24 protein-coding genes are annotated in these 20,347 nt (G+C 60.4%); 10 read left to right on the top strand and 14 right to left on the bottom strand.

What is annotated here, in order from left to right:
• Positions 1-17: 17 nt before the first annotated feature.
• The 3 genes from A3224_RS00905 to A3224_RS00895 form a co-directional block, all read right to left on the bottom strand.
• Positions 18-626 (bottom strand): YggT family protein, encoded by a 609-nt coding sequence (locus tag A3224_RS00905; protein WP_067150245.1) that lies wholly within the window; start codon positions 624-626, stop codon positions 18-20.
• A gap of 139 nt (positions 627-765) precedes the next feature.
• Positions 766-1,593 carry a pyrroline-5-carboxylate reductase gene (proC, locus tag A3224_RS00900; protein ID WP_231902426.1) on the bottom strand — a complete coding sequence of 276 codons (828 nt, stop codon included), beginning with the start codon at positions 1,591-1,593 and terminating at the stop codon, positions 766-768.
• A 16-nt stretch (positions 1,594-1,609) separates the two neighbouring features.
• Positions 1,610-2,305 carry a YggS family pyridoxal phosphate-dependent enzyme gene (locus tag A3224_RS00895; RefSeq protein WP_067150242.1) on the bottom strand — a complete coding sequence of 232 codons (696 nt, stop codon included), beginning with the start codon at positions 2,303-2,305 and terminating at the stop codon, positions 1,610-1,612.
• A gap of 109 nt (positions 2,306-2,414) precedes the next feature.
• On the opposite strand from A3224_RS00895, the gene A3224_RS00890 reads away from it, so the two are divergent.
• Both A3224_RS00890 and A3224_RS00885 read left to right on the top strand, forming a co-directional pair.
• Positions 2,415-3,449, top strand: a complete 1,035-nt coding sequence (locus tag A3224_RS00890; RefSeq protein ID WP_067150239.1) for a type IV pilus twitching motility protein PilT — start codon at positions 2,415-2,417, stop codon at positions 3,447-3,449.
• Between the two features lie 144 nt (positions 3,450-3,593).
• A complete protein-coding gene (locus tag A3224_RS00885; RefSeq protein WP_067150236.1) occupies positions 3,594-4,745 on the top strand; it encodes a PilT/PilU family type 4a pilus ATPase in 1,152 nt (383 codons plus the stop codon).
• An 86-nt stretch (positions 4,746-4,831) separates the two neighbouring features.
• On the opposite strand, the gene A3224_RS00880 is transcribed toward A3224_RS00885, so the two are convergent.
• Together A3224_RS00880 and A3224_RS00875 are read right to left on the bottom strand one after the other, a co-directional pair.
• Positions 4,832-5,572, bottom strand: coding sequence for a LytR/AlgR family response regulator transcription factor (locus A3224_RS00880; protein ID WP_437180637.1), 741 nt, complete (start codon positions 5,570-5,572; stop codon positions 4,832-4,834).
• On the bottom strand, positions 5,569-6,699 hold the full coding sequence (locus tag A3224_RS00875; protein ID WP_067150233.1) for a sensor histidine kinase: 1,131 nt from the start codon (positions 6,697-6,699) through the stop codon (positions 5,569-5,571). Before A3224_RS00875 ends, A3224_RS00880 begins: the two co-directional genes overlap by 4 nt.
• A 90-nt stretch (positions 6,700-6,789) precedes the next feature.
• Between A3224_RS00875 and argH the strand changes: the two genes are divergently transcribed.
• On the top strand, positions 6,790-8,199 hold the full coding sequence (gene argH, locus A3224_RS00870; RefSeq protein WP_067150229.1) for an argininosuccinate lyase: 1,410 nt from the start codon (positions 6,790-6,792) through the stop codon (positions 8,197-8,199).
• 16 nt (positions 8,200-8,215) lie between these two features.
• Here argH and cyaY read toward each other — a convergent pair whose 3' ends face one another.
• Complete coding sequence (cyaY, locus tag A3224_RS00865; RefSeq protein WP_067150226.1) at positions 8,216-8,545, bottom strand: iron donor protein CyaY; 330 nt, start codon at positions 8,543-8,545, stop codon at positions 8,216-8,218.
• Positions 8,546-8,634: 89 nt separating this feature from the next.
• On the opposite strand from cyaY, the gene lptM reads away from it, so the two are divergent.
• The 5 genes from lptM to xerC all read left to right on the top strand — a co-directional run bounded on the left by lptM (position 8,635) and on the right by xerC (position 12,706).
• The gene (lptM, locus tag A3224_RS17590) at positions 8,635-8,847 is read left to right on the top strand and encodes an LPS translocon maturation chaperone LptM (protein WP_067150223.1); all 213 of its coding nucleotides are present in this window, start codon (positions 8,635-8,637) and stop codon (positions 8,845-8,847) included.
• Complete coding sequence (gene lysA / locus A3224_RS00855) at positions 8,844-10,115, top strand: diaminopimelate decarboxylase (protein WP_067150220.1); 1,272 nt, start codon at positions 8,844-8,846, stop codon at positions 10,113-10,115. The genes lptM and lysA overlap by 4 nt, the downstream gene beginning before the upstream one ends.
• Positions 10,116-10,126: 11 nt before the next feature.
• Entirely contained in the window at positions 10,127-10,957 is an 831-nt protein-coding gene (dapF, locus tag A3224_RS00850) for a diaminopimelate epimerase (RefSeq protein WP_067150217.1), read from the top strand.
• Positions 10,958-11,069: 112 nt separating this feature from the next.
• On the top strand, positions 11,070-11,804 hold the full coding sequence (locus A3224_RS00845) for a DUF484 family protein (RefSeq protein WP_082817339.1): 735 nt from the start codon (positions 11,070-11,072) through the stop codon (positions 11,802-11,804).
• A gap of 14 nt (positions 11,805-11,818) precedes the next feature.
• A complete protein-coding gene (xerC, locus tag A3224_RS00840) occupies positions 11,819-12,706 on the top strand; it encodes a tyrosine recombinase XerC (RefSeq protein WP_082817338.1) in 888 nt (295 codons plus the stop codon).
• Between the two features lie 102 nt (positions 12,707-12,808).
• Here the strand turns inward: xerC and A3224_RS00835 are convergent, their stop codons facing one another.
• The 5 genes from A3224_RS00835 to A3224_RS00815 form a co-directional block, all read right to left on the bottom strand.
• Positions 12,809-13,033 carry a hypothetical protein gene (locus A3224_RS00835; protein WP_067150214.1) on the bottom strand — a complete coding sequence of 75 codons (225 nt, stop codon included), beginning with the start codon at positions 13,031-13,033 and terminating at the stop codon, positions 12,809-12,811.
• 402 nt (positions 13,034-13,435) lie between these two features.
• Positions 13,436-13,774, bottom strand: coding sequence for a P-II family nitrogen regulator (locus A3224_RS00830; RefSeq protein ID WP_043319767.1), 339 nt, complete (start codon positions 13,772-13,774; stop codon positions 13,436-13,438).
• An 85-nt stretch (positions 13,775-13,859) separates the two neighbouring features.
• On the bottom strand, positions 13,860-15,119 hold the full coding sequence (locus tag A3224_RS00825) for an ammonium transporter (protein WP_067150211.1): 1,260 nt from the start codon (positions 15,117-15,119) through the stop codon (positions 13,860-13,862).
• A gap of 71 nt (positions 15,120-15,190) precedes the next feature.
• Entirely contained in the window at positions 15,191-15,529 is a 339-nt protein-coding gene (locus tag A3224_RS00820) for a P-II family nitrogen regulator (RefSeq protein WP_067150208.1), read from the bottom strand.
• A 50-nt stretch (positions 15,530-15,579) separates the two neighbouring features.
• Positions 15,580-16,293, bottom strand: coding sequence for a TorF family putative porin (locus tag A3224_RS00815; protein ID WP_067150205.1), 714 nt, complete (start codon positions 16,291-16,293; stop codon positions 15,580-15,582).
• Positions 16,294-16,762: 469 nt separating this feature from the next.
• Between A3224_RS00815 and A3224_RS00810 the strand changes: the two genes are divergently transcribed.
• Positions 16,763-17,014 carry an accessory factor UbiK family protein gene (locus tag A3224_RS00810; RefSeq protein ID WP_067150202.1) on the top strand — a complete coding sequence of 84 codons (252 nt, stop codon included), beginning with the start codon at positions 16,763-16,765 and terminating at the stop codon, positions 17,012-17,014.
• Between the two features lie 27 nt (positions 17,015-17,041).
• A complete protein-coding gene (locus A3224_RS00805; RefSeq protein WP_067150198.1) occupies positions 17,042-18,535 on the top strand; it encodes a YifB family Mg chelatase-like AAA ATPase in 1,494 nt (497 codons plus the stop codon).
• A 210-nt stretch (positions 18,536-18,745) separates the two neighbouring features.
• Here the strand turns inward: A3224_RS00805 and A3224_RS00800 are convergent, their stop codons facing one another.
• The 3 genes from A3224_RS00800 to A3224_RS00790 form a co-directional block, all read right to left on the bottom strand.
• On the bottom strand, positions 18,746-19,315 hold the full coding sequence (locus A3224_RS00800) for a GNAT family N-acetyltransferase (protein WP_067150195.1): 570 nt from the start codon (positions 19,313-19,315) through the stop codon (positions 18,746-18,748).
• Between the two features lie 324 nt (positions 19,316-19,639).
• Positions 19,640-20,098, bottom strand: a complete 459-nt coding sequence (locus A3224_RS00795; protein WP_067150192.1) for a YaiI/YqxD family protein — start codon at positions 20,096-20,098, stop codon at positions 19,640-19,642.
• Entirely contained in the window at positions 20,095-20,334 is a 240-nt protein-coding gene (locus A3224_RS00790) for a DUF3565 domain-containing protein (RefSeq protein WP_067150190.1), read from the bottom strand. The genes A3224_RS00795 and A3224_RS00790 overlap by 4 nt, the downstream gene beginning before the upstream one ends.
• Positions 20,335-20,347: the final 13 nt, after the last annotated feature.

Here is a 20,347-nt window from a genome sequence, read left to right as displayed (position 1 = left end):
ATTTAATCAGAGGTTCCTTAAAAGCCGGGGATATGCCAAAAGAGGCTGTAGACAAACGCGGGCATATTGGCCATCTGCGCAAACCCCAACAGTAGCTTGTCCGCCACCGTCAGCAAAATAAACACGAATATGGGGCTGATATCGATCATACCCAGCGGCGGTATCAACTTGCGTACCGGACCGCAAAAGGGCTCCAGCAGCTGGTGCAGCAACAGCAGCGCGGGATGGCCGCTATGCGGCGCTATCCAGCTGAAAACAATGGAAATCAACAAACCGACAAAGGCGATGGCAATCACTGTCATCGCGCAGCCGATCAGCGACCACAGCAGTGCCGAAGCCGGGTTGTACAGGCCTCCACTCGCCAGCAGGCCGCAACCGAGAATCATCACCCAGCCCACCAGCAGCGCCAGCACCACCGACGCCATATCCACGCCAAACAGCCCCGGCACCACCTTGCGCAGCGGCAGCAACACCGGGTTGGTGACCTTCACTATGCCCTGGGAAATGGGATTGTAGAAATCCGCCCGGGCCAACTGCAGCAGGAAGCGCAGTAGCACCGCGAAGAGATAGAGAATGCCCAGTGAGGCGAGCAGAAAGACACCGATATTGCTGAAAGTGTTGACCATCGAAAATCCTTGTTTAGTGGAAGCAGCCGCAAAAATTGTCGGAGCGAAAAAAATCCGGAGCAAGGGGCCGGCAGTGCTCAGGAGCGGCTGATTAATTCGCGTACGCGCTGTGTTAGTTCCCCAGGGCGCTGGAAGCGCCTCAGTTATCCAGCTCTTTTGCCATCTCCGCCGCGCGCGCGGCACAGTCACCCATGGCCCGCTCGACCAGGTCCGGCAGGCCGCCGTTCAGGAAACGTTGTATTGCGCGCTCGGTAGTGCCTTTCGGAGACATAACATTCCGTTTCAACTGAGCCACGTCCACATCGCTGGCAACCGCCAGTTTCGCCGCCCCCAGGGCGGTTTGCAAGGTCAGCCGCTCCGCATCCTCGCGCCGCATGCCGGCCTTTTCCGCCGCATCGATCATCGACTCCATAAACTGGAAATAATAGGCGGGACCAGAACCGGATACGGCGATCACCTGATCTATCCCCGACTCGTCATCGACCCAGTGAGCGATACCCACCGCTTCCGCCAACTGCTCGGCGATCCGCCGCTGTTCCGCCGACACGTCCTCCGCCGCATAGAGGCCGGTGACGCCAGTTCCAACCAACGCCGGCGTATTCGGCATGGCCCGCACCAGGGGCACGCCGGTACCCAGCCAGCGGCGGTAAGCGGCGAGGGGAATACCGGCGGCGAGGGTAATCACCAGAGGTGCGCGGGCGCTTACCGCTTCGGCCACAGACAGGCACACATCCTTCATAACTTGCGGTTTCACCGACAACACCAAAACATCGGCCTCGGCCACCGCGGCACTGTTGTCGGTTGTCACCCGCACTCCGGTGCGCGCGGAAAAATCCGCCAGCTTCCGTTCATTGACACCAGTGGCAATAATTCGCTCCGCCGGATAGCCGCTGGCCAGGAGGCCCTCGATTACCGCCCCGGCCATATTGCCGGCACCGCCGATAAATACCATTTTGGGTTCTGTCACACTGGCCTCCTCTTTATTAATTGCGGGCACCGAAGATATCAGTACCGATTCGCACAATGGTCGCGCCGCAGGCGATGGCCGCTTCCATATCGCCAGACATGCCCATGGAGAGGGTGTCCAGCGGTTGCCCCGGCAATTGATTCCGCAGTTGGCGCAGCAGCTGTGCCAACTGCGCGAAGGGCTCCCGTTGTCGGGCGGCGCTTTCTCTCGGTGCGGGGATAGCCATCAGTCCCCGCAGGCGCAGATTCGGTAGCTCCGCCACCGCCGCAGCCAATGCCGGCAGCGCTTGCACAGACACGCCGGACTTACTTTCTTCCGCGTCAACATTCACTTGCAGACAGATGTTCAAAGGCGGCATCTCCGGCGGCCGCTGCGCGGACAAACGCCGGGCAATCTTCAAGCGATCCACCGTATGCAGCCAGTGGAAGCCCTCTGCCACCGCGCGGGTTTTATTCGACTGCAGCGGCCCGATGAAGTGCCAACAGATATCCAGGTCCGCCAACTGCTGTCGCTTCTCCTGCGCCTCCTGCAAATAGTTCTCACCGAAATGGCGCTGACCCGCCACATAGGCCGCGCGCAGGTCTTCCGCCGGGCGCGTCTTGGATACCGCCAACAGGCTCACCGCGCCCGGATCGCGGCCGCAGGCGGCGCAAGTTGTGACGATGCGCTCACGCACGCGATTCAAGTTTTCGACGATAGTCTCTTTGCGCATATACTGGGCCCCTTATCCGCGAGGCGGGCAATTCTAACCGAGGCCCCCGCAAGAACCACAAAACAGCCCGACAGATACCCCAGGCTTGAGAGAACAATAAGGTAGCAGTATGGACATTACAGAACTCCTCGCCTTCAGCGCCAAACAAAACGCCTCCGACCTGCACCTGTCCGCGGGACTGCCGCCCATGATCCGTGTGGACGGTGACGTGCGCCGCATCAACCTGCCGCCTATGGAGCACAAGCAGGTGCACTCTCTGATCTACGAGATCATGAACGACAAACAGCGCAAGGATTACGAGGAGTTCCTGGAGACCGACTTCTCCTTCGAGGTGCCCGGTGTGGCGCGCTTCCGTGTCAACGCCTTCAACCACAACCGCGGTGCCGGCGCGGTTTTTCGGACCATTCCGTCCAAGGTCCTGACCATGGATGACCTGGGGATGGGCACGGTATTCCGTCAGATCTGCGACACGCCCCGCGGCCTGGTTCTGGTAACCGGCCCCACCGGCTCCGGTAAGTCCACCACCCTGGCGGCGATGATCGACTACATCAACGACAACAAATACGAACACATCCTCACCATTGAGGACCCGATCGAATTTGTGCACGAATCCAAAAAGTGTCTGGTCAACCAGCGCGAGGTGCACCGGGACACCCACGGTTTCGCCGAAGCCCTGCGCTCGGCCCTGCGGGAGGACCCGGACATTATTCTGGTGGGTGAGATGCGGGACCTGGAAACCATCCGCCTGGCGCTCACCGCCGCCGAAACCGGCCACTTGGTATTCGGCACCCTGCACACCACCTCCGCCGCCAAGACCATCGACCGCGTCGTGGACGTTTTCCCGGCGGAAGAAAAGGCCATGGTGCGCTCCATGCTGTCGGAATCCCTGCAGGCGGTCATCTCGCAAACACTGCTGAAAAGAAACGGCGGCGGCCGCGTGGCCGCCCACGAAATCATGCGCGGCACGCCGGCGATCCGGAACCTGATCCGCGAGGACAAGGTCGCGCAGATGTACTCCGCCATTCAAACCGGTGCCAACGTCGGCATGCAGACCATGGACCAGTGCCTCCAAGACCTGGTGGGCAAGCGCATCATCAGTCGAGAGGCCGCGCGCGAGAAGGCCAAAATGCCGGAAAATTTCTAAGGAACTTCCGACTCATTCGCTCCCGCGGGCCCGTGTGAGCAGCTCGGATAATAGGACGAATCGCAGATGCACTGCAGCCGGCCCAGAGCCGGGGCCTCGCCCCTCAGCCGCCGGCCGACATAAACCTAAAGCGGTTACAACACAATGGATATTGAAAGACTTTTGCAACTGGTTGTAGAAAAAGGGGCTTCCGACCTCTTCGTCACCGCCGGTGTGCCTCCTTCCATCAAAGTTCACGGCCGGGTAGTGCCCGCCAGCAGCACTTCGCTGACACCGGAAAAGGCGCGGGAGCTGGTGGTCGGCATTATGAATGCCAAACAGCGCAAGGAGTTCGCAGACAAAAAAGAACTCAACTTCGCCATCGCCGTGCGCAATGTAGGCCGTTTCCGGGTCTCGGCCTTCTTCCAGCGCAACCTGGTGGGCATGGTGCTGCGCCGTATCGAGACAAAAATCCCCACCATCGATGACCTGGGTCTGCCGGATGTGCTCAAGGATCTGGCGATGACCAAGCGCGGCCTGATTATTTTCGTCGGCGCCACCGGTACTGGTAAATCCACCTCCCTGGCCTCGATGATCGGCCACCGCAATGAAAACGCCAAAGGGCACATCATCACCATCGAAGACCCGATCGAATTCATCCACCCGCACCGCGGCTGTATCGTTACGCAGCGCGAAGTGGGCCTGGATACCGAGTCTTTCGAGGTGGCTCTGAAAAACACCCTGCGGCAGGCACCCGACGTCATACTGATCGGTGAGGTCCGCTCCCGTGAAACCATGGAACACGCCATCGCCTTCGCCGAAACCGGCCACCTGTGCCTCTGCACTCTGCACGCCAACAACGCCAACCAGGCCCTGGACCGCATCATTCACTTCTTCCCGGCGGACCGCCACCAACAATTGTGGATGGACCTGTCGCTCAACCTGAAAGCCATGGTGGCACAACAACTGGTGCCGACTCCCGACGGCGATGGCCGCCGCGCTTGTCTCGAGATCATGATCAATACGCCACTGATGGCAGATCTGATCCGCAAAGGCGAAGTGCACAAAATGAAAGAGCTGATGAGCCGCTCCAATGAGCAGGGTATGCAGACCTTTGACCAGGCTCTGTACGAGCTCTACGACCGCGGCGAAATCACCTACGAAGACGCCCTCGCCCACGCCGATTCCGCCAACGATCTGCGCCTGATGATCAAACTCAAATCCGAATCGGACGCCGAGTACTTAAACAGCGCGGCGGGAGGGTTGAGCCTGCAAAACGATTCCGAATACGGAGATGGCGGGCCGCAATTGTACTGAGAGATTGCGGCACCTTTTGCGCGGCCGCGGATATTGGTGCAAGCCGATCATGGCGCTGTAATGGCCGCCGACGCTGGCAGGCGGGCTCAGGCCAGCTCCTGAAGCAGCGCCTTGACCCCGGCCAGCATTCTGCGGCTGACCAGCGGCTGCTCGGCGACCCCCTGCAGCGTTACACGATAGTGGTTGCCGTCCTTGCGCAGACCGAGAATATGCTGCACCGCCACCAGTGCATTGCGGTGCACACGCACAAAGCGCCCGGCGAACTCGGCCTCCAGGTCCTTCAAAGACTCATCCAAAATGGTCTCACCGTCGCTGTGGTGAGCGACGACATATTTACTGTCAGCGATAAAACAGCGGATGGAATCCACCTCCACCAGCTCCACGCCGCGGCGGCTGACCGCCTTGATACGACTGCGCCCCTGCGGTGCCTCATCACTCTCAACCAGCTTGCGCTGTGGCTTGCTGAGCCTTCGCACCTTGGCAATGGCCTCCGCCAGCTGTGCTGCGCTAACCGGTTTCAGTAGATAGCCGACCGCGGCTGTGGCGAACGCCGGCAGGGCAAACTCGGCGTGGGCAGTGCAAAAAATCAGCGCCGGGGGCGTGTCCCGTGCCGACAGGCGACGCGCCAGCTCCAAGCCGCTGTCTCCGGGCATTTCAATATCCAGCAGCACTAGGTCCGGGTCCAGCCCGTCCACCTGTGCGAGCGCATCCAGAGCATCGCCCGCCTCTCCCACCAGTTCGCAATCATCCAGTGACCGCAGCTGCCGGGCCAGGCGCCCGCGTGCCAGGGGTTCATCATCAACGATCAGAACTTTCAACGGGTTCACGCCACCGCCTCCTTCTCCTGCCTCTGTCCCGGAATACCCGCAGTGACCGGCAATTGCAGGCGTACCCGGTAGTCCCCTCCCTCGCGAGCGGCGGAAAATTTGAAACGGTTACCGTAATAGGCCGCCAACCGCTGGCGGATGTTATCCAGTGCCAATCCGTTGCCGCCATGCCGCACCGCCTCCGAGTTCTCCGGTACCGGATTGTCGATGCTCACCTGTAAACTCCCCTGGGCCGACACGAGCTGTATGCGAATTTCGCCGCCCTGGCGCAACCGCGCCACCCCGTGCAGTACGGCGTTTTCCAGCAGCGGTTGCAGCAGCAGGCTGGGCACCTGCAGATCTTCCAGCCCCGCGGCAACTTCCCAGCGGGTGCGCAGGCGATCGCCGAGGCGCAGCCCCTCGATCTCCAGGTAGCGCCGTGCCAGCGCCAGCTCCTGCCCGAGAGGCACCAGGCGGGATTCCGCCAGGCTGGCGCGGAAAAGCGCGGAGAGGTCCTCCACCAGCCGCTCGGCCCTGTCCGGATCGACAGCGATCAGGCTGGCGAGACTGTTCATGCTGTTAAATAAAAAATGCGGGCGTATGCGCGCTTGCAGCGCGTCTATCCGCGCTCCCAGCTCCGCCTGCTGTTGGTTGTATAACTGCTGCTGCACATAGGCGTAGCGCAGCACCACCCCGGCGCAAATGGCGCCGATCAGGCAGTCGCTGAGAAAACGCCAGTAGTCGAAAGGAGCCTGAGACAGGAGCGCCCGCCAGCAATGCTGGGCAACCATTACCGTAAGCAGGACCGCCAGCACCACGGCAAAGCTGAAGGCGCCGGCCAACTTGTGGGGCAATGCCGACAGACGCGGGCGCAACCGGCACAGCAGCGCGGCTGAAGGTAATATCACCCACTGCACCACCAGTGACAACAGTCCCAGGCGCTCCCAGCTGAATGCGCGCAGGCCATCCACGGCCAGCACCAGCACCAGGGCCAGCAATTCCCCCATCAATACCAGTGCCGCCAGGGCGGAAATGCCGCACAGGTCGGGCAGAAAGGGAGGGCGGGTGAGAGGCGCAGAATCTTTACCGCCGCCGGCAATTTCGCGATTCTGCTGCGCTATAATGCCGGCCGGCCTGGGATAAGACATGCCACTTATTATTCTTCCTGGTTCCATAGTCCAAGCGGGAAGATACCACCAGCGCCACGGCCTTTCATCCAACCAGTTGTCAGGGACACCATGAGCAAAGACAATCCCTCCTCCAACCCCGCCGCCAAACTCTGGGGCGGCCGCTTCTCAGAAGCCACCGACGCCTTTGTGGAAAGATTTACCGCCTCGGTCACCTTCGACCAACGCATGGCGCGGGAGGATATAGAGGGCTCCCTGGCCCACGCGCAGATGCTGGCGGAAGTAGGCGTTCTCACGAACGAGGAATACAGCAAAATCGCCGCGGGCCTGAAAGCCATCGCCGCGGAGATCGAAGCCGGTGAATTTCCCTGGGAAGTCGGTCTCGAAGATGTGCACATGAACATCGAGGCGCGCCTGACCGAGCGCATCGGCGACACCGGCAAGAAACTGCACACTGGCCGCTCCCGCAACGATCAGGTGGCAACCGATATCCGCCTGTGGCTGCGCAACCGCATCGATCTGATCGCCGCAGAACTGACCCGACTGCAAGGCGGCCTGGTGGATCTGGCAGAGCGTGAGGCGGACACCATTATGCCCGGCTTTACCCATCTACAGTCAGCGCAACCGGTGACTTTCGGCCACCACCTGTTGGCCTGGAATGAGATGCTCAACCGCGACTACGAGCGGCTGATGGACTGCCGCAAGCGGGTCAACCGTTCGCCGCTGGGCGCCGCCGCCCTCGCCGGAACCACCTACCCCATCGACCGCGCCCGCACCGCTGAGCTGCTGGGCTTTGAAGCGCCGACAGAAAACTCTCTCGATTCAGTCAGCGACCGCGACTTCGCCATTGAATTCTGTGCTTTCGCCGCACTGCTGCTCACCCATCTCAGCCGCGCCAGCGAAGAGCTGGTACTGTGGACTTCGAGCCAGTTTGACTTTATCGACCTGCCAGACCGCTTCTGCACCGGCTCTTCCATTATGCCGCAGAAGAAAAACCCCGACGTACCGGAACTGGTGCGTGGAAAAACCGGTCGCGTCAACGGCCACCTGATCGCCCTACTCACACTGATGAAGAGTCAGCCACTGGCCTACAACAAAGACAATCAGGAAGACAAAGAACCGCTGTACGACGCCGCCGACACAGCCCTCGACTGCCTGCGCGCTTTCGCCGATATGGTGCCGGCACTGAAGCCGAAGAAAGAAAATATGCTCGCCGCCGCGGCAAAAGGCTTTTCCACCGCTACCGACCTTGCGGACTATCTGGTGCGCAAGGGGGTGGCCTTCCGCGATGCCCACGAAATTGTCGGCCAGTCGGTGTCATTTGCCATCGCGCAGAACAAAGATCTGGCGGAACTCAGCCTGGAACAGCTGCGGCAGTTCTCCAATGTGATCGGAGAAGATGTCTTCGAAGTGTTGACCCTGGAGGGATCGGTAGCGGCGCGGGACCATATCGGCGGCACAGCGCCGAATCAGGTGCGCGCCGCCTGCGCACGGGCCAGAAAAGCCCTCGAGGCACGCTGAGGGCGCAGGCGTATAATCAGACGCCCTCGAGTTCTAGAGACACCGGCTCGCCCTGCTGCTCGGTCAGAACGCGATCGAGCAGCGTCGGCAGATCCTCGCCAGTAGTGGAGCATTTCCAGCCGGGATTCTCGAACGCGAGGTGGTAACCGCCGGATTTGGCCGCCACCCAGAGTTCGCGGTTAGCGGACTGGCGTGACAGAATCACCTGGGTGCCGTTGTCTTCCAACGTCAAAGTCAGAACAGCACCGGCGCGTTCATAGTCGATATCCCACTCGCAATTATCCAGAGCATCTTCCACCGCCATCAGGGTGCGCTCAATGGCCGCATCGTATTCCGCTTGACTCATACTTGGTTACTTCTGTTACGGATGTGCTGAACTAAACAGCTGGCTATACTAGCAGGCTTTTCCGAATTCTACGCTGTAGGAAGCCCTCGATGCCGCATAAGTATAAGTACCTCCTCCCCCTTACCCTGCTCCTCGCCGCATGCGGGCAAAAGGGCCCTCTGTACCTGCCGCAGGACCCTGCTGTACCGGCGCAAGCCACTGCCGCTTCCGCGCCTGTTTCCGCCGCGCCAGAGGAAGAAGAAACCTCCCCGCGCGACAGTGAAGCCACAGCGACAACTCCGGAGCCGGCGGCAGAAAAATGAGCGAATTCAACTACCGTAACGGCACACTCTGGGCGGAAGAAGTTTCTCTGGAAAAAATTGCCGAACAGTTCGGCACCCCCACTTACGTCTACAGCCGCGCACATTTTGAAAAGCAGTATCAAATCTACGCCGACGCCCTGGGAGATCATCCGGGTCTGATTTGCTACGCGGTCAAAGCCAACAGCAACCTGGGGGTTTTGTCACTGCTGGCGCAGCTGGGGGCCGGTTTCGATATCGTCTCGGGCGGCGAACTGGAGCGGGTACTGCTGGCCGGTGGCGATCCATCGAGGATCGTTTTTTCCGGTGTGGGCAAAACCGCCGAGGAAATGCGGCGCGCGCTCGAAGTGGGCGTGCACTGCTTCAACGTGGAGTCCGAGGCGGAACTGGGGCGGCTCGAGGCCGTTGCCGCCGAATGCGGGGCGAAAGCACCCGTCTCCCTGCGGGTAAACCCCGATGTGGACGCCGGGACCCACCCCTATATTTCCACCGGGCTGAAAGAAAACAAATTCGGCATCGACATCGAGATCGCACCCGAGGTCTACCGCCGGGCGGCGGCCTCGCCACATATCAAGGTAATCGGCGTCGACTGCCACATCGGCTCTCAACTCACTGAAATCGCCCCCTTCCTCGACGCGCTGGACCGCCTGCTGATCCTGGCGGACAAACTCGCAGACCAGGGCATTCAGTTGGAACACCTGGATCTGGGCGGCGGCTTGGGTGTGCGCTACCGCGGCGAAGAGCCGCCACAGGCCGGAGACTACCTCGCCGCGGTCATGGAAAGGCTCGGCGAACGCCAGCTGGGGTTGATTCTCGAGCCCGGTCGTTCCATCGCCGCCAACGGCGGCCTGCTACTGACCAGGGTAGAATTCCTCAAGCGCACTGAAGAGCACAATTTCGCCATTGTCGACGCAGCCATGAACGACAACCTGCGACCAGCGCTTTACCAGGCCTGGCAAGACATAGTGCCGGTGACACCTGCCGACGGCGAGGCCGAACTCTGGGACATCGTGGGTCCGGTATGTGAAACGGGCGACTTTCTCGGCAAGCACCGCACCCTGGCCTTGCAGCCCGGACAACTGCTCGCCATGCTGTCCGCTGGCGCCTACGGCTTTACCATGAGCTCCAATTACAACACGCGCCCGCGCGCCGCCGAAGTACTGGTGGACGGCGATAAAACCTATCTGGTGCGCGCTCGCGAAACGCTGGCGGACCTGGTGCGTGGCGAAAGCCTGGTACCAGCGCGACTGACCACACGGGAAGAAGACTGACGGATAAAGGAATGCGCTTAAAATTCACCAAAATGCACGGCCTCGGCAACGACTTCGTGATGCTCGATGGCATCAGCCAACGCATCAGGCTGTCGCCGGAAAAGATCCGCCGCCTGGCCGACCGCCATTTCGGTATCGGTTGTGACCAGGTTCTGGTAGTTGAAGCCCCGCGCTCTCCGGATGCCGACTTCCGTTACCGCATCTTCAACGCGGACGGCGGCGAGGTGGAAAACTGCGGTAACGGCGCCCGCTGCTTTGCCAAGTTTGTGCGCGAACGCCGCCTGACGGGAAAAAAACAGCTCACGGTGGAAACCGCGGCCGGCCCGCTGAAACTGTCACTGCTCGACAGCGGTGAAGTCAGTGTCGACATGGGCGCGCCGGTACTGGAGCCGGAGCAAATCCCTTTCTGCGCCGACAGACGCGCCGAAACCTATCCGCTGGAGGTGGACGGCGAGGTGTATACCATCGGTGCCGTCTCCATGGGCAACCCCCACGCGGTGCTGTTGGTGGACAATGTGGATTCCGCACCGGTCGACACCCTGGGGCCGAAAATCGAATGCCACGAGCGCTTTCCGCAGCGGGTCAACGTGGGCTTTTTGCAGATTCAATCACGTCAAAAAGCGCGCCTGCGGGTCTTTGAGCGCGGCGTCGGTGAGACTCGCGCCTGCGGCACCGGCGCCTGTGCCGCCATGGTTTCCGCACACCTGCGCGGCCTGGTGGACGACAGCCTGCAAATACAACTGCCCGGCGGCACACTCACAATCCACTGGGGCGGCCCCGAACAAGCGGTTACCATGACGGGACCCGCCACCACTGTGTACCAGGGGCAGATCACACTGTAACCAGCCCTACGCCGGGGCTGCGTCCGGCTCACGCGGCGGCGGGAATGCAGAAAATGCCCGGAGCGGTTATTCTACGCTCTTCCCTTCACCTACCCGGTACATCGATTTAGCAATGACGGAACAAAGCGACGCCACCCGCGCCCTGCAAAACGCCACCGGCGACGAACAGAAAGCGCGCAGCAAAAAGCTGCTTGCGCGCCAAGTGGCCCGCTATCTGATCCAGAACCCGGATTTTTTCACCGAACATCTGGAACTGCTGGAGAATATCCGGCTGCCGCGGGAAAACGGTAAAACAGTGTCGCTGATGACACATCAGACCAACCTGCTGCGGGAACGCAATATCGAGATGCGACAGCGCCTCGACCAACTTCTACACAACGCCCGCGAGAACGACCAGTTATTCCGTCACAGCCGCCGCCTGATACTGGCACTACTGGAAGCGGAGAACGTCGGCGAGGCCACCGAGGCCCTGTACACGAGCTTCGCGGAAGATTTCAAAGTAGAGTACACCCGCCTGATCTTGTTCGGCCCGTTGCCCCAAGGGCGCCATGTCCTTGGCGAAGTGCGCACCAGCTCCCGCGCCGCGGCGGAAGCCGCCATCGGCGCAATCCTACGCAATGGCCGCACCGTGTGCGGCGTACTGCGCCCGGCGGAGCGGGAATACCTGTTCGACGATGACGGCGCCCAGGTGGCCTCCGCCGCGGTCGTACCCCTGGCCAACCAGCTGGGCGTGCTGACAGTGGGTTCCAGCGACCCGCAGCACTACCGCTCCAGCCTCGGCACTCTCTTTTTGTCCTATATCGGCGAAGTACTCGAGCGGCTGCTGCCCCGTCTCCTCGCTCCCTAGACAGCGACCTCGACGTGCTCCTGGAAGATGCCACCGCCCGCTTCCTGCAACAGCTGCAAACCGAGCGCCGGCTGTCCCCCCACACACTCACAGCCTACCGCCGCGATCTCGGCAAAGCACAGCAGCTGGCGACCGCGGACGGCGTAACGCACATCGAGCAACTGCGGCCCGCAATAATCCAGGGGTGGCTGGCGCAACTGCACCGGGGCGGACTGGGCGCCAAAAGCCTGCAGCGCTGGCTTTCTGCGGTGCGCAGCCTGTGTCACTGGGCCCTGGGCGAAGGCTGGCTCCAGGCCAATCCCGCGGATGGACTGCGCGCGCCCAAGAGCGAAAAAAAACTGCCGAAACTACTAGACGCCGACGCGGCATCAGAGTTTGTGGAGTTCCCCGACGATTCCCCCCTCGGCCTGCGCGACCGGGCAATGCTGGAACTCTTTTACAGCAGCGGTTTACGCCTATCTGAACTGACCGCATTGAACTGGAGCGATCTGGATTTGCACAGCGGCGAAGTGCGGGTTATCGGAAAGGGCAACAAAGTCCGCCTGCTACCGGTAGGGCGCCACGCGCTGGCAGCCCTGAAAGCCTGGCGCCGGGCCGCACCGGGTGGAAAAGACGGCGCCATCTTTACCTCGATGAAGGGGCAACGGCTCGGCAACCGGGCTGTGCAGAAGCGCCTGGCTCACTGGGCCCGCACCGGGGGTTCGGAGCAGCGCGTACATCCACATATGCTGCGCCATTCCTTCGCCAGCCATCTGCTTGAGTCCAGCGGTGACCTGCGCGCAGTGCAGGAACTGCTCGGCCACGCCGATATCAGTACTACCCAGATCTACACCCATCTGGATTTCCAGCACTTATCACGCGTCTACGATAGGGCGCACCCACGCGCAAAAGAGAAAAAATAAAACCCTCCTTTGCAGGTGAGAAACGCCGGATGCCGAAGCTCACTGGAAGGGGGGGTAGCGCGGGGAGCGAACACAAGGCCCGCTCCCCGACTTTGGGACTTGCTAGATCGGACGGCTGCCGTATTTAGGTTGCGGCTTGCGGGGAGGATCAGCGGTAACATCTGGATCGATTTCGTTGATGGCACCGCCGCGGGCGAGAAATTCCTCTATATCTGTATTTAGTTGCGATCTGGCCCGCTCACGGGAAGTCACACTACGCTCCTCAGCGCACTCCTCGGTATCCTTGCCCCTGTAGTTGTTGCCCGGATCTTCGAATACATCGTTCATAGTTGAAACCCTGTAACTGCTACTTCTGTTACAAAGGATGTACCTCTGTGCCGCGGATTACAGTGGGGCCGACTCACTTCAATCAACCGCAGGCGGTGATCAGCCTTCAGCACCCGCTTAACCGCGGCGAATAATATATAGGCACTCACTGCTGGGGGCGCCAGCTGCGATTGGAGCAGTCAGTAGTTTTTTTTGTTGCGGCAGCAGTACGGGTTATTGCCGTTGGTTATGCTGGTTTCGGCGCCAAATCACCACCTACCAACAATGCCAACTTATGCGGTTTCATTGAATCCGGATTGCGTTTTTACGTGGGCCATAAAAAGAAAAAGCCCCACAGAGGGGGCTTTCGGGCATGTGGCGGATAATACATCCACATACCTGTGAGACCGCAACCGGCCTCGACTAAACCGCTTCGCTGCCAGTCTCGCCGGTGCGGATGCGGATTACTTCTTCCAGCGCAGTGATAAATATCTTGCCGTCGCCGATCTTGCCGGTCTGGGCGGCCTTGGTGATTGCCTCCACGGCGCTGTCCACCATGCTGTCGTCCACCGCCAGCTCCAATTTCACCTTGGGCAGAAAATCCACCACGTATTCAGCGCCGCGATAGAGCTCTGTGTGGCCTTTCTGGCGCCCGAAGCCTTTGACCTCGGTTACCGTCATGCCCTGCACACCGACTTCGGACAGCGCGGTGCGCACGTCATCCAGCTTAAAGGGCTTTACCACAGCCGTAATCAATTTCATCTTTTGTTATCCCCTGGTTTTTCCGCGGTCTTGTGGAAGCGGGCCCCGCGCAGCGGCGGGGCGAGCTCCCTTGCAATGGGCAATCTTACTTGCTCATAAATTCCGGGTAAGCTTCCATTCCGCATTCCACCAAGTCAACACCTTCTTGCTCCTCTTCCTCGGTGACGCGGATACCGGTGATGACCTTGAGCAGGAACCACACGGCAAAGCAGGAGATGAAGACCCAAGCGAAGATGGTAACGGCACCGATCAGCTGCCCGCTGAAAGTCGAATCGTCGTTGGTGAACGGTACCAGCAAGAGTCCCAGCAGGCCGACCACACCGTGCACGGAAATCGCGCCCACCGGATCATCGATCTTCATTTTGTCCAGTGTAACGATGGAGAAAACCACCAGCACGCCACCAATCGCGCCGAACAGTGTTGCCTGCAGCGCGGTCGGAGTGGAGGGCTCGGCAGTGATTGCCACCAGGCCCGCCAAAGCACCGTTCAACAGCATAGTCAGATCGGCTTTGCCGAACAGGATACGCGCGGTAATCAGCGCGGCCACCGCACCGCCTGCCGCCGCAGTGTTGGTATTCAGGAACACCATTGCCACCGAGTGGGCATTGGCCGCATCGCCCAGCTTTAGCACGGAACCGCCGTTAAAGCCGAACCAACCCATCCACAGGATAAAGGTACCCAGCGTCGCCAGGGGCAGGTTAGCACCGGGGATTGCGTAGACCTCTCCATTGGCACCGTACTTGCCTTTGCGCGGTCCCAGGAGCAGTACGCCGGCCAAGGCGGCGGAAGCACCCGCCATATGCACGATGCCGGAGCCGGCAAAGTCTGAGAAGCCCAGGTCGCCCAGGTTATAGAGGCCAAATACGTCGGCGCCACCCCAGGTCCAGGAGCCTTCAAGCGGATAGATAAATCCGGTCAGGACCACCGCGAAAGCCAGGAAGCTCCACAGCTTCATGCGCTCTGCCACTGCGCCGGAGACAATGGACATGGCGGTAGCCACGAAGACCACCTGGAAAAAGAAGTCGGCGGCGCCGGAGTATACGGAGTCGCCATCAAAGCCGTTTTCCGCCGAGTCCGCCAGCACGGTTTCCAGACTGAAGGATTCTATTCCACTCAGCATAAAGCTGCCGTCGTACATAATGGCGTAGCCGGTCAGCAGGTACATAATGCAGGCAATGGCGAACAACGCCACGTTCTTGGTAAGAATTTCGGTGGTATTTTTCGAGCGCACCAGGCCAGCTTCCAGCATGGCAAAACCCGCTGCCATCCACATCACTAGTGCGCCGCATACGACGAAATAAAAAGTATCAATTGCATACTGCAATTGAAAAATTTGATTTTCCATCTTTAGCTCCGTTAATCCCGAGAATTTCTAAAAAATCTTTTCCGAAAAATAAATTCGTGTTTACGCGAGATTTAAATCGCCTCGGCGCCCGTCTCTCCGGTGCGGATGCGTACAACTTGCTCCAGATTGGACACAAAGATCTTTCCATCGCCGATCTTGCCGCTTTGCGCGGCGCTCCCCACCGCGTCCAAAACTGCGTCCAGAAGGCTGTCGTCCACCGCGATCTGCAGCATTGTCTTGGGCAGAAAGTCCACAACATATTCGGCACCACGATAGAGTTCCGTGTGGCCTTTCTGTCGGCCGAATCCCTTCACTTCGGTAACCGTGAGGCCATTCACGCCCGCTTCCGCCAGCGCGTCGCGCACCGCGTCCAGCTTGAAGGGCTTGATGATTGCTGTAACCAGTTTCATGTCTCCCCCCCGGGGTTGTTGGCCGGCCCGTTGGAGCCGGCCCGAATGCATTACCAGCTGTAGGTGGCTCCGGCGATTACCGAAGGCTCGCACCAGTCCGTTTCGTAGCACTCGCTGTCGCTGATGTCCGTGCCAACCAGAGACGCACTCAGGCTCAGACCACCAAACTCCTTCGCCACGGTTACTGAGTAGTCGATATAGGAGTCCGCCTCATACAAAAAGCCCTCCTCATCAAAGAGGTTTACGCCCAGGTGAAAGTCCAGGCTGACATCCGCCGGCAGGGCGAAGCTGTATTCGGCATAGGGGTAGTAAAAGGTGCCCGTCCCGGCCCAGTAGTCGTCGCTGTATACAAAACCCAGGGTCAGATCGGAAATGCTGAGGCTGCCGAAAAACTCCTGGTAATCCTCATCCCAGTCGCTTCCGTGGTAGGCGTAATAGGCGTAGCCAATGTCGTAACTGACGGTTTCGCTGATCTCGCCGGCGTAGCCGCCATAAAAATCATGCTCGTAGTCGGTTTCATCCTCGCCGTAGGCGAAATCGACCTGCGAGGCCCAGGTGCCCAGGTAAAACCCATTGTCAAACTCCAGGTCTATGCCGCCCTGCAGCGCGGGGCTGCCATCGGTCTGCGAGATGCCGCGAAACTTGTAGTCGCTGACCACCCCCAGGTTGGCGCTGAAGCTGGCTTCGGCCTGAGCTTGCGCGGCAATGCCTCCAAGGGCGCCCAAAGTCAATACGGCGGCGAATTTATTAATTGCTGTGCCCACGTTGGTTCTCCTCAAAACTCTGTGAATGTCTCGTCGGTGATTTGTTATTGAATGCATCATGTGCGCCGCGGTGGGTTTGGCGACGGCGGTGTCTTTTTTTATTCGCCTCGTGAGCTTTCTTTTTCGTTCCGGCCGCAGTGAGTGGTCTGCGGTGGAACATCTGCACTCCTGCAGTACTCTCCGCAATTGAGCTTTTTGCAGTCTTAATGCCAATTTCGCATTTGCACTGAAAATCAAGCAGTTAGAGGAGATTTGCGCCAGTAGCGGGGCGGTATAGCAGCGAGGGGAGAAAAGCGTGTGCACCTTAATGGCGCCCGCGGAGCGCAAACGCACAGAAGTGGTGAACTGGCGGGCGCTACTGAACCAAGGTGGCGCAAAGGCCGCACGCTTTTGCCGGCCAAAGGGCTGGGTTACAATCCGGTGCTATCAAAAGGGGCATTTTTAGTCATCTGATCACAGGAGAAGGCCCTTGGGCGAAGACAAATTGCAAAAGCTGCTCGCGGAGCTGCAACAGCAGGGCACAGTGATCACCGGAGACCTGCGCGATGCGCTGGCCGTGGCGCTGGGCAAGCTGCCGCTGGTGTCCCAGCGCGAATTCGATACGCAGGCGGAAATTTTGAAGCGCACCAGGGAAAAACTGGCGCGCCTCGAGGCACAGGTTGAACTCCTGGAGCAAAAGCTGGCGGAACAGGAAAAAGACAGCCCCACTTCTCGCCAATAGAACAAACAGAATTTCAAGGATGAAATTTTGAGCCTCTCGATCACCTACAGCCGCGCGCAACTGGGCGTCTCCGCACCACTGGTCACCGTCGAAACCCATTTGGCCAACGGCCTACCGGCCTTTCATATCGTAGGCCTGCCCGAGGCCGCGGTGCGCGAAAGCCGCGACCGGGTCCGCAGCGCACTGATCAACAGCCACTTCGAATTTCCCCAGCGGCGCATAACCGTCAACCTGGCCCCCGCGGACCTGCCCAAGGAAGGCGGCCGCTACGACCTCGCCATCGCCGTGGGCATTCTCGCCGCATCCGGCCAAATCCCCCGCGATCCCCTGGATAACTATGAGTTCATCGGCGAACTGGCACTCACCGGGGCACTGCGGGAAGTCCCCGGCGCCCTGCCTGCAGCCATCGCTTGCGGTGCCGCCGGGCGCCGGCTGGTATTGCCGCGGGAGTCCGGCGGCGAGGCGGCGCTGGCGGAAACAGATGTAAAGGTCGCCGCCTCCCTGCTACAGGTCTGTGCCGAATTGCACGGGCGCGAACAGCTCTCGGAAGCGCAGCGCGAGGCGGAAGACAATGCACCAGCCTGTGCTGATCTCGCCGATGTGCGCGGCCAGCTCAAGGCGCGGCGCGCCCTGGAAGTGGCCGCGGCCGGCGGCCACCATTTGCTTTTTTACGGTCCACCCGGCACCGGCAAAACCATGCTCGCCAGCCGCCTGCCGGGCATACTGCCGCCGCCCGGCGGTGACGAGCTGATCGAAGTGGCCGCCGTCTACTCCAGCGCCGGTCTGGCGCGGCCGCAACAGCGCCCTTTCCGCGCGCCCCATCACAGCGCCTCGGCAACCGCTCTGGCCGGGGGCGGCACTCAGCCGAAACCGGGGGAAATTTCCCTGGCCCATCGCGGGGTATTGTTTCTGGACGAAATGCCGGAGTTCCCCCGCCACGCGCTGGAAATATTGCGCGAGCCGCTGGAAACCGGGCAGGTGCATATCGCCCGCGCCCGTGCCCAGGTCACCTATCCCGCCAACTTTCAGCTGGTGGCCGCCATGAACCCCTGTCCCTGCGGCTACCTGGGCGAGCCCCGCTGCCGCTGTACCCCGGACCAGATAGACCGCTACCGCAACAAGCTCTCCGGCCCTCTGCTCGACCGCATCGATATGCAGGTGGAAGTGGCGGCGATGTCGGCCAGTCAGCTGCAGGACAGTCCGCCCGGCGAATGCTCGGCGGCGGTGCGCAAACGGGTGATTGCCGCCCGGGAGCGGCAGCTGCACAGACAGGGAAAAATCAACGCGCAGCTCAACGGGTCCGAGCTGGACCGCTTCTGTGCACTGGGACAAAGCGAGCAAGCACTGCTGCGGCACTCGGTGGAAAGACTGGGGCTGTCCGCGCGCAGTTACCACCGGGTATTAAGAGTCGCGCGCACCCTGGCAGATCTCGCTGGAGAGGCGCACATCGGCGCAGGCCAAATTGCCGAAGCGCTGGCCTACCGAAATCTAGATCGGCGACAACTCACCGCAGAAATCTAGGGAAACTCGGTTTAGTTCGCGCCAAAAATTTAATGCTTTTCCACCCCTGGATGCAGCACTCAGCTGGTGAGATGGACATTTCAAAACCAACGGGAGCGAGGGACTACTCGTGTGGTTTCGAAGTGTCCACCCCGCTGCCTGAGCCCCCAGAATTCGCACAGCACCCACACGAATGTATCAAAGACACGGTTAGACGCCATTAATGTTGTTTCAACCCGGCTCACTGTTGCATCGCCACTGGGCAGCGGACAGTCGGTAGAGGCAGTGGCGCCGCAGTGGGCTGCTCTCCGGCAGCAGCGGGTGATCGAAAGCGTGCGGTTCCGCGCACATGCCCAGGCGCTGCATCACCCGCTGTGAACGGTAATTTTGTAGCGCAGTAAAGGAGACGATTTCAGATAAGCGCAATATCTCGAACGCAACCTCCAACGAAGCCCGTGCCGCTTCACTGGCATAACCACAGCCCCAGAATTCCGCCGCGAGGCGCCAGCCGATTTCAACACAGGGAGCAAAGGGCAGCACTTCGGGCGCCTGTTTGATACCGACAAAGCCGATAAACTCGCCGCCCTCCTTGCGCTCTACCGCCCAGAACCCCCATCCGCGTTCGGCAATATGTGTGCGGTTGCGACGCATTGCCGCATCACTGGCGGCCCGGTCCAGGGTTCCCGGAAAGTATTCCATCACCCGGGGATCTGCATTGAGCGCGGCAAATGGTGCACTGTCTTCATCGCGCCACTGGCGCAGTCGCAGACGCTCTGTCTGCGGTTGAATAATCCTAACCAATCTCCACCACCATAATATTTCTCGTCGGCGCGATCATATCGCTACCGTCACCTACAACGTTCCGGGCGCTCAGGAAACCTCTGATTAATTCACGGCCTGACGACAAAGAGATACCGCCCCTAAATTGAGGGACTCAGGCGATGGAATGGATCGTTCGAAATCGTCAGATACATGGACATATCCGGCAGAGCTGCAGAGAAGTACTGGTGCATTTTCGAAATAGCCCCCATTGCCGAGCATCCGGAATCAATGGCTGCCCCAAGTTAATCAGAGAGGCGCCCTGCTGCTCGCGCTTCGCCGGCTATCTCACCTGCCTGGCCCCATTCACCGTTTTCTGCGCGCCGCCGCCAGCCAGCGATCCAACTGATCGGCGAAGGCTTTGCGCTCCTGCTGCCCCAGTGGCGGCGGACCGCCGGTGTGCAGGCCGCTGGCGCGCATGGTATCCATAAAGTCGCGCATATTCAGGCGCGCGCGGATATTTGCCTTTGTGTAGCGCTCGCCGCGGGGATTCAGCGCATCGGCGCCTTTATCGATCACCTCAGACGCCAGGGGAATATCGCTGGTGATCACCAGATCACCGGCGGCACAGCGTTTAACGATTTCGTTGTCGGCCACGTCGAAACCGGCAGTCACCTGCATCGACCGGATAAAGCGCGACGGCGGCACCCGCAACGGCTGATTGGCCACCAGGGTCATTTCGGTATGGGTGCGCTCAGCGGCGCGGAAGAGGATTTCCTTGATGGCCACCGGGCAGGCATCCGCATCGACCCAGATTTTCGTCATTGATCTTTTCCCTCTTCGATGCGCGCCCCGTCGAACCAGTCCCGAGGAGCACCCTCATCGCACTTCTTGCAGTTCAGCAGATGGCCGAGCATGGAATCGCGCCCGGCTCTACTCGTGACCCAGGGGCGATTCTGCCAGGGCGGATCGTGGCGCACATGCTGGTTGTGGCCACAGGTCAATTCGGCGACCCAATGGTCTTCTTCGTCGCGGTGGTAACCGCAGATGGGCTGTTGCATGAAGTGGGCTCCG

Origin of the sequence: Microbulbifer thermotolerans (assembly GCF_001617625.1) — a bacterium.
In the GTDB taxonomy this organism is placed as follows: Bacteria; Pseudomonadota; Gammaproteobacteria; order Pseudomonadales; family Cellvibrionaceae; genus Microbulbifer; species Microbulbifer thermotolerans.
The sequence above is the reverse complement of the archived record's forward strand: the minus strand, read 5'-3'. Positions and strand labels throughout refer to the sequence as shown.